The 9154-nt window shown below is 45.2% G+C and carries 10 protein-coding genes; 8 read left to right on the plus strand and 2 right to left on the minus strand.

Features of this window, described 5'->3' with window-relative positions; genetic code table 11:
- Positions 1-1875, plus strand: a 1875-nt coding sequence (locus QZ735_RS19275) for a glycoside hydrolase family 97 protein (RefSeq protein WP_294252174.1), incomplete at its 5' end; no start/stop codon positions are given.
- 75 nt (positions 1876-1950) lie between these two features.
- Here QZ735_RS19275 and QZ735_RS19280 read toward each other — a convergent pair.
- Together QZ735_RS19280 and QZ735_RS19285 are read right to left on the minus strand one after the other, a co-directional pair.
- A complete protein-coding gene (locus tag QZ735_RS19280) occupies positions 1951-2271 on the minus strand; it encodes a hypothetical protein (RefSeq protein ID WP_294252177.1) in 321 nt (106 codons plus the stop codon).
- A gap of 42 nt (positions 2272-2313) precedes the next feature.
- The gene (locus QZ735_RS19285; protein ID WP_294252180.1) at positions 2314-3321 is read right to left on the minus strand and encodes an SDR family oxidoreductase; all 1008 of its coding nucleotides are present in this window, start codon (positions 3319-3321) and stop codon (positions 2314-2316) included.
- A 511-nt stretch (positions 3322-3832) separates the two neighbouring features.
- Here QZ735_RS19285 and egtD point away from each other — a divergent pair.
- From egtD to QZ735_RS19320, 7 genes are all read left to right on the plus strand, one after another.
- A complete protein-coding gene (gene egtD, locus QZ735_RS19290; RefSeq protein ID WP_294252182.1) occupies positions 3833-4855 on the plus strand; it encodes an L-histidine N(alpha)-methyltransferase in 1023 nt (340 codons plus the stop codon).
- Positions 4845-6026, plus strand: coding sequence for an ergothioneine biosynthesis protein EgtB (egtB, locus tag QZ735_RS19295; RefSeq protein WP_294252185.1), 1182 nt, complete (start codon positions 4845-4847; stop codon positions 6024-6026). The genes egtD and egtB overlap by 11 nt, the downstream gene beginning before the upstream one ends.
- A 17-nt stretch (positions 6027-6043) precedes the next feature.
- A complete protein-coding gene (locus QZ735_RS19300) occupies positions 6044-6529 on the plus strand; it encodes a DUF4385 domain-containing protein (protein ID WP_294252188.1) in 486 nt (161 codons plus the stop codon).
- A 395-nt stretch (positions 6530-6924) separates the two neighbouring features.
- A complete protein-coding gene (locus QZ735_RS19305) occupies positions 6925-7257 on the plus strand; it encodes a sigma-70 family RNA polymerase sigma factor (RefSeq protein WP_294252191.1) in 333 nt (110 codons plus the stop codon).
- Between the two features lie 431 nt (positions 7258-7688).
- Positions 7689-8243 carry a sigma-70 family RNA polymerase sigma factor gene (locus QZ735_RS19310; RefSeq protein ID WP_294252194.1) on the plus strand — a complete coding sequence of 185 codons (555 nt, stop codon included), beginning with the start codon at positions 7689-7691 and terminating at the stop codon, positions 8241-8243.
- A gap of 11 nt (positions 8244-8254) precedes the next feature.
- Complete coding sequence (locus QZ735_RS19315; protein ID WP_294252200.1) at positions 8255-8581, plus strand: hypothetical protein; 327 nt, start codon at positions 8255-8257, stop codon at positions 8579-8581.
- A gap of 95 nt (positions 8582-8676) precedes the next feature.
- Positions 8677-8946, plus strand: a complete 270-nt coding sequence (locus QZ735_RS19320; protein WP_294252204.1) for a hypothetical protein — start codon at positions 8677-8679, stop codon at positions 8944-8946.
- Positions 8947-9154 lie beyond the last annotated feature (208 nt).

The following is a 9154-nucleotide window of genomic DNA, read 5'->3' on the forward strand; positions in this document are numbered from 1 at the left end:
AGGGATTCCAAAAACGAAACCTGGCAGCCGGTACTGGGCGAAAAGAAAAATTATACCAACCACTATAACGAGCTGGCGGTAACGCTGCACCAGGAGGCAACCGACCGAGATATTGTCGTTAAATTCAGATTGTTCAACGACGGGCTTGGATTCCGTTATGAATTCCCGCAGCAGAAAAACCTCAATTATTTCGTAATCCGTGAAGAGGACTCCGAAATCGATTTCCCGACTGATATGAAAGCATGGTGGATTGTTGCCGACTACGATTCCCAGGAATACCAGCCGCAGACCACCAGGATTTCTGAAATACCGGGTCGATGGGAAAAAGCATACGATCAGCATTCGTCACAGACATTGGTTAAAAATGCCGTTCAGTCACCTTTAATGCTGAAAACGGAAGGAAAAGAACCGCTGTACGTAAATATAGGAGAAGCCGCTGTGCTGGATTATCCGGCTTCCAACCTCGAAGTGGATGCGGTGAATTTCAAATTCAAAACACACCTGACCCCCGACAAGCAGGGTGCTAAAGGCTATATACAGACGTCATCCGTTTCCCCGTGGAGAACCATCATCGTTTCCCCGAAAGCGGAAGAAGTGCTGGACTCCAAAATGATGTTCAATCTCAACGAACCGACAAAATATACCGATACATCCTACATTCACCCGACCAAGTACATGGGCGTGTGGTGGGAGATGATCATCGGGAAATCCAAGTGGGCTTATTCAATGGCGGAAAACGTTCACATCGGTGTAACGGATTTCTCCAAACTGACGCCGAACGGGAAACATGCAGCCAATACGACAAAAGTAAAGGAGTACATCGATTTCGCTGCTGAAAATGGGTTCAAAGGCTTACTGATCGAAGGCTGGAATGTGGGCTGGGAAGACTGGATTGGGCATCATAAAGAATTTGTATTCGATTTTATTACGCCTTACCCGGATTTCGATATCAAAGCGCTGAATGAATATGCCCATTCCAAAGGCATGAAGCTCATCATGCACCATGAAACATCTGCTTCCGCTACCAATTATGAACGCTGGGCCGATGAAGCCTTCCGGCTGATGAATGAATATGGTTACGATGCGGTAAAGACCGGTTATGTAGGCGATATCGTCCCGAGAGGCGAGCACCACTATTCCCAGTGGACCATCAATCACTACTACAGAATTGCTGAAAAAGCCCACCGGTATAAAATCATGGTGAACAGCCACGAATCAGTGCGCCCGGGAGGGGAGAGCCGTACGTATCCCAATTGGGTTTCTGCCGAAGCAGCCCGCGGAACGGAGCATGAGGCATTCAAGGGAAACAACCCGGACCATCAGACTATTCTGCCTTTCACCCGATGGATAGGCGGCTCGATGGATTACACGCCGGGAATCTTCCAGACCAAGCTGGATTACTATGTCCCGGGTGATCAGCGTTTTGTGAAAACCACGCTGGCCAAACAGCTGGCCCTGTATGTCGTGATGTACATGCCGCTGCAGATGGCTGCTGATTTACCGGAGAACTATAAACGCCACATAGATGCCTTCCAGTTCATCAAAGACGTTGCTGCCGACTGGGACGACAACAAAATCTTATCTGCCGAGCCGGGAGATTACATCATCACAGCCAGGAAAGCCAAAGGTACCGAAGACTGGTTCGTAGGAGGAATTACCGATGAGAACAAGCGTGAGTACACCGTAGATTTCTCATTCCTCGACAAGGGCAGGAAATATGAGGTAACAGTGTATGAAGACGGAAAAGATGCGGATTATGTCAACAATCCTCAGAGTTACAATATCTACAAGAAGACGGTTACCAGTAAGTCCAAAATTAAAATCAGCATGGCGAGAAGCGGTGGGTTTGCCATCTCTACAAAGCCTCTGAAGTGACGCTGAACCGGTCTGAATTAAAAAAACCTCCGGCTGCAGAAAAACAGCCGGAGGTTTATATAAAAAACAACTTTTTTAGTGATGTCTGACCCCTTTCTGGTGGTAGGTAGGGTTCTTATTGATATTCTGGTAATTTTTACCGGTATTGTACTCACTGGCATCGCTGTGCTGTTGCGATGAGAGGTTCTGCTGTTCAATAACCGGCGTATTAAAACGTATTTCCTTACCGTTCTGGTACACCTTATTATCAAACGTGCGGTACATTTGATTTTCTTTATACGTATTACCGTCAGGGGCGGTAAATACTTTTTTCTTGCCGTTCTGTTTTTTTCTCAGTTGCCAAAGCAAAGTTCCTGCTCCTGCCAGAACCAAGGCGATTTTTATATTGTTGTTCATAACGTATGATTTTGGATTATTATTAAGATTAGTTTTCCTGCATTAAGGCTGCCCGCTTCCTCCGGCGGCTCCGTAAATGTGCCCGGTGGTAAAGCTGGCGTCATTGGCGGCTAGCTGTACAAAGATCGAAGCCAGCTCTGCAGGCTGCCCAGGTCTTCCCAGCGGGGTATCATCCCCGAATTTAACCAGGTTTTCCTGTGTCTGTCCACCGCTCACTTCCAATGCCGTCCATACAGGGCCGGGGGCCACTCCGTTTACGCGTATGCCTTTAGGGCCCAGTTGTTTGGCCAGGGACTTTACGTAGCTGGTGGTAGCTGCTTTGGTCTGGGCATAGTCATATAAGTTTTCTGACGGATCATAGGCCTGTACCGATGAAAGTCCTATAATGGAAGATCCCGGTTTCAGATGGGGAAGTGCTGCTTTTGTAATCCAGAACGGAGCATAGATATTGGTCTTCATCGTCCGGTCAAATGCTTCGGTGCTGATATCGAGAATCGATTCATTGGTTTTCTGGTGGCCTGCATTGTTGATCAGGATATCCAATCCTCCCAATTGCTGTACGGCCTGGGCAACCAGCTTCTTGCAGAATTCTTCATTCCGGATGTCGCCTGGAATGGCTACCGCTTTTCTACCTGCTTTCCGGATCAGCTCAATAACTTCTGCTGCATCCGATTCTTCTTCAGGAAGGTAGTTAATGGCAACATCCGCGCCTTCACGGGCATAAGCGATGGCGGCGGCGCGCCCGATTCCTGAATCGCCTCCGGTAATCAGCGCTTTTCTTCCCATCAGCCTTCCTGATCCTACATAGCTTTTTTCTCCATGATCCGGAACCGGCTCCATCTTACTGGCAAGCCCGGGAAATGGCTGGAACTGACTTTTAAAAGGGGGCCTTGGATATTTGGTTGTCGGATCGGTAAGGTCCGGACCTGTCATGCTGCGTACATTTTGTTTCTGAGAGGATTGTGCCAGCGCCCCGGGCGCTACGGCTGCAACAGCCAGGGTGGTTGCTATTTTTCCGATTGCATTTCTTCGGGTAATTGATTTTTCCATAATATTTTATTTGGTGTGGTCTGTTTTCAGCCTTCGAACGGCTGTAATAATCCCTGTAAGTGCAATGAGCATTCCAAGCTTGTAAAATTGTGGTATATTGTTTCATTTTCGTCTGCCGGATGCAGGACTCATAATATACATACTAGAGTTCTGATAGTAGATGCGGTATTGGAAAATACACGGGCGCGAATAGTTTAACGTGCTTAATAGGGTATAAGGCGCGAGGATTTTATCAGAGATAAATTTTAACCGCTGTAACACTATGGTTTTCAAAGGTCTTATAATTTGACTTTGTCAGATTCTTTGTGCCTTATGCCACGTTATCAGGGGTTTATATTCGCTACTTTGCGATTTCAAACAACTTCGTTTCCTATTTTGTATCAGCAGACTGAAGATTCAACGGACTCCGGTTGTGTTCAGGGGAAATGTATATATAATGTAAATAGTTTTTTCAACATAAACAGGCGTCGGCAAGATAGTTGCTGCATTTTTTGCACCAAGCACTATTTATATGAACCCATCATTAAGTGAAGAACCGGAAACTGCTCACGGAAGTGATCCTGCCGGGCATTTTTTAGAGGATGTGTTGACCGGATTGAAAAGCCATCCGAAACACCTGTCTTCCAAATATTTTTACGATAAGACCGGAGACCGGCTGTTTCAGAAAATTATGGCCATGCCGGAGTATTATCTCACCCGTTGTGAACTGGACATCTTCAAACACAAAACAGATGAGATCGCAAAGCTAATCAATGCCGGTGGTGAGGCTTTCGACCTGATCGAGCTGGGAGCAGGTGATGCGATGAAATCTACCTTTCTGCTGAAATATCTGGTTGAAAAAAATGCAGATTTCTCTTATCTTCCGATCGATATCTCAGGAAATATCCTTTCTGTCCTGCAACAGAATCTGAGCAGCGAACTTCCGGATCTTCCGGTAATACCGCTGGAAGGTGAATATTTTGAGATGCTGGAGGAAGCATCCATAAGGTCATCGCGAAGAAAGGTTATTCTCTTCTTAGGAGGGAATATCGGAAACATGAGCAGGGAAGAAGCGGAAGCATTTTGCAGGGAACTGCAGCAGCGCCTTCAGCCGGAAGATATCGTACTGATGGGATTCGACCTTAAAAAAAATCCGCACACGGTGCTGGAAGCCTATAATGACAGGGCGGGCATAACGGCCGCTTTCAACCTTAACCTGCTGTCAAGAATCAACCGTGAGCTGAACGGTAATTTTAATACAGAGCAGTTCCAGCACTATGAAACTTATGATCCGCTCACAGGCTCATGCCGGAGTTTTCTGATAAGCCTTGCCGACCAGCAAGTGCATATCGGAGATGAAAAAATCCCTTTCAGCGAAAATGAAGTGATCGACATGGAAGTCTCACAGAAATTCTCCATGGAAGACATCCTTGAACTGGCGCAGAAAACCGGATTTACCGTTAAGGGAGATATCATGGATTCCAGGAAATGGTTCGTGGACAGCATATGGCAGACAAATGATCACAAAACAAAACAAGATACGTATGGAAAGTAAAGAAATGGTGGTTCCTTCCGTTCAGATCCTGGAACGGTTCCGGGAAATCCGGCGCCGGTCCGAAGAAATCTGTGCGCCCCTGGAAATCGAAGATTACGTCGTACAGCCTGTAGTGGATGTCAGCCCGCCGAAATGGCATCTGGGACACAGCACCTGGTTTTTCGAGACCTTTATTCTTCAGCCTCATAAGGAAGGGTACGAGGTGTTTGATCCTCAGTATAATTTTGTTTTCAACAGTTATTATGAAACCATCGGAGCGCGGGTGATCCGTACCGACCGCGGGAATCTCAGCCGTCCTTCGGTAGCCGATGTGTACCGGTACCGAAACTATGTGGATGCTCAGATGGCTGAATTTCTGGAAACCCATGTTCCGGATGCTGGCCTTGCATCACTGCTGGAACTCGGACTGAACCATGAACAGCAGCATCAGGAACTGCTGATGACGGATATCAAATACATCCTGGGCCATAATCCGCTCTTTCCTGCTTATCAAAAGGAAGCTTCAGCAACCGGACACCCGAAACCGGAAGGCAGGATGCTGACTTTTTCCGAAGGACTCTACGAAATAGGCTTCTCAGGAGAAGGATTTTGCTTTGATAACGAATTGGGGCGGCACACGGTTTACCTGAATAATTTCGGGATTTCAGAAGATACGGTAACAAACGGTGAATACCTGGAATTCATCGAAGCCGGAGGATATATGGACTTCAGGTACTGGCATTCTGACGGCTGGAGCTGGGTCAACCAAAAAAATGTGCGTTCCCCTCTCTACTGGCATCATATTGACGGACAATGGATGGCATACGGATTAAACGGCCTCCAGAAGATTGATCCTGATAAGGCCGTCTGCCATGTCAGTTTCTATGAAGCTTCTGCTTTTGCAGCATGGAAGGGAATGCGGCTGCCTACAGAGCAGGAGTGGGAAGTTGCCTCGCCTTTCATCAGCTGGGGTGAACGCTGGGAATGGACCAACAGTGCTTATCTTGCCTATCCCGGGTTTAAAAAAGAAGCAGGCGCCGTAGGGGAATATAACGGAAAGTTCATGATCAACCAGATGGTGCTGCGTGGTGCTTCAGAGGCTACCCCTCCCGGACACAGCAGGCCTACGTACCGTAACTTTTTCCAGCCGGACCTGCAATGGCAGTTCTCAGGAATCAGGCTGGCGCAATAATACAGATCAGGACCCGTATGAAAGAACAGAAACCAAGTTACCTGGATTTCAATTCAGACGAATATCCATGGAAACCGGACATAGATTACCGGCTGCATCCGGAACGCTACCGTGTGGGAAAAGGAGAGCAGGGCGTACTGATCTGTGAACCGTACAAAAGCGAGATCGGACAGCACTGGAGGTTCAGGACTCCCGAAATTGCAGAAGAAAGCTCGGAAAAAATATTAGGTCTTTTTGAAGACTATCTTGAGAAAAATGACTTTGTAGGAGCCGACATGGCTAGAAAATACCTGCAGATGGGATTTACCAGGGCCCGCCGGTATTTCAACTACAAGGGTGGCAAAAAGTACGATAAGGAAAACGATTATCAGCCGCTTGAGCGGAATACCGGCGATCCGGAAAAAGCGAAATCAGCAGCTGTTTTCTATGCAAAGTGGCAAAAAGCGGAAGGAAACAGGCAATATGCGAAGATGAAAAAAGAATGGAAAAAAGAAAAAGGATAGAATGAATATTCGCTGCTGTTTTACAAAGCCAGGGTGCTTTTCTTTTATGTTCCTTGCATTATGATTGATAAGATCTTTATACTGCATTCACAATAATTCCTCTACAATACATTAAATAATTTCTAACCATAATAAAATATATAATATTAATTTTCAACAATATTTTATAATTCTGATCATAAGGCGTCAACTTTAGCATATATTTTGATTTCAGAGTGGTATCTAATATTTTTTAAGATAGGAAGAGACCTGAAACAAGGGCTTCAGATGTTGGTCAAATGAGTGAATGCCGTCCTTTACATCCTTGCCGATTTTAATAATTCATTAGTAGATGATGAAGAATAATAGTACAAACGGATAAAAGGATGACCCAGACTTCAAAAATATATTCAGACTTGGAATTATGTACCCTCATACAGCATGGAAACAGGACAGGGTTCGATGCTTTATATGACCAATATTGCGGAATTATTTATGGAATGGCATTGCAGACGGTACAGTCACGGGAGCATGCGGAAGAAATAGTAGAACTTGCTTTTGTGGAAATCTGGAAATCGATCAGGAGTTTCAACTGCAGCCAGATGAAGTTCAAATGCTGGGCCATCGGAATCCTGATGATGACCATCAAAAATTACCTGCAGTCAAAGAATATCAGTTACAGCCTGAACAACGATGGTTTTCCCACCCTCAGTTTTGATTATGTTCCCAAAACGAATGCTACCATATAGAACTTCCCCGATCTGATTGCCACAATTGAAATTCAGGGATTAATAAACGTATGAATCCTATATTTTTGTATTGGATATACGTCAGTTCAGGAATCAAAATACAGGATCTTCCGGTCAGTATAGGCTTTACCTGCTTTCCTTTACCTTCTTCTGCGGATCTTAAGTCTTTCCGTTACCTGCTGAAATTACACGTATACAATCCGGCCCGCTGAAAATCTTTATTTCTTATTTACGTTCCGGAAAAGGCTGGACAAGGAAACTTAAAAATCATGCACCTTAGGCATATTACATCTTTTACAGCTACATACTGACCAATTTTCCTTATGTGTCAAAAGCTTTTACCGTCAGTTAAAGAAAAATTTTTACATTTAATAAAGTAAAACAAAATCCCCGACCGTCATACCTGTATGGAGGTTGCTGAAAAATTACCAATGCCGCAAAAAGAGAAAGAAAACATCATCTCGCAGACCGTTTCAAAGTACGGTGGGAAGCTGATGTCCTATATCCGTCCGAAAGTAAAAAATACGGAGGATGCGGAAGACATCCTGCAGGAGGTCTGGTACCAGTTCAGCAGCATTACCAACCTTTCTGAAATTGTCAATGTAGGCGGATGGCTGTACCGGGTAACCGCCAATAAAATCACGGATAAATACCGGAAAAAGAAAACCGAAAACCTTGAAGATTTCGTCTATGAAGATGAAGACGGCGATTTTTCGGTTAAAGATATCCTGCTGATGGATGAAAGCGCCGGCCCCGAGATCAGGATGTTCCAGGATGAAATATGGAAGCTGCTTTTTGAGGCACTGGACGAGCTTCCGGAAAAACAGCGGCTGGCCTATGTGGAAAATGAGCTGAACGACAAGACCCTGCAGGAGATTGCCGATGAACAGGGGGAAAACATCAAAACAATCATCAGCCGTAAAAATTATGCGGTGAAACATCTGAGAAACAGATTAAGAACAGTATACGAAGATTTAAACAATTAGAAAAAGCAGATATGAATGGAAAACATAAAAAAGGATGGATCTTCCTGATCATTTGTCCGCCGCTCATCTTTTTAGGCGTTACCTGGATCGTCATGTCCCTCTGGAACTGCCTGCTGCCGGAAATCCTGGGCGTGAAGGCCATCACCTACTGGCAGGCAATGGGAATATTGGTTTTATGTAAGATCCTCTTCGGCGGCTTCCATTTCGGGAAAGGGATGCGGGATTTTAAAGAAAGGAAAATGCGGGAGAAAATGATGCACCTGTCCCCGGAAGAAAGGGAGAAATTCAAGGAAGCATGGAGAAACCGTTGCGAAAGCGGCTTCTTTGGGAAAAAATAGAAAAAATAACGAATGAAACCGGCTCAATGGTTAAAAGTAGTAAAGTAAACACAGGAAACATTCGTCTTTAGTAAAGAACAGTAAAATTTAAAATTATGAAAAATTCAGTAGTAAAAGGAGCCCTCGGAGCATTAGCCGTTGCGGGTGTTGCCATGATGGCTAAGAAAGCAATTCAGAGAAAAAGATTCGTGAAAGGGATTTTCGAGGAATACGGGATCCGGGAAAAATCACCATTCGGCCTGGCAGATAAGATCAGGGAAATGGATGACGAGCAGTATCAGGAACTGAAAGGGAAATTTAAAAAAGAATTTGCTTCCGGATGCGGCCGCAGAAGACCTGAAGCGGAAAATGCTGCAGAAGCATAATACAGAAAATTACCTAAATTGAAATTGTTTGTTCCGGTATGGAGATTCTCCTGCCGGAATTTTTATGGGATGGGGTCTTATATTGCTACAGGGGCTTTCCTGATGCGATACAGAACAAAGACAAGACAATGTACAGGCTATGCAATAATCATGGTCCCGGTCCGGAATGGTTGCTGTCTTTGCCGGATCTCCTCATCTGATCCGGTAC

It is taken from the genome of uncultured Chryseobacterium sp., assembly GCF_913776365.1.
Classification (GTDB): domain Bacteria; phylum Bacteroidota; class Bacteroidia; order Flavobacteriales; family Weeksellaceae; genus Chryseobacterium.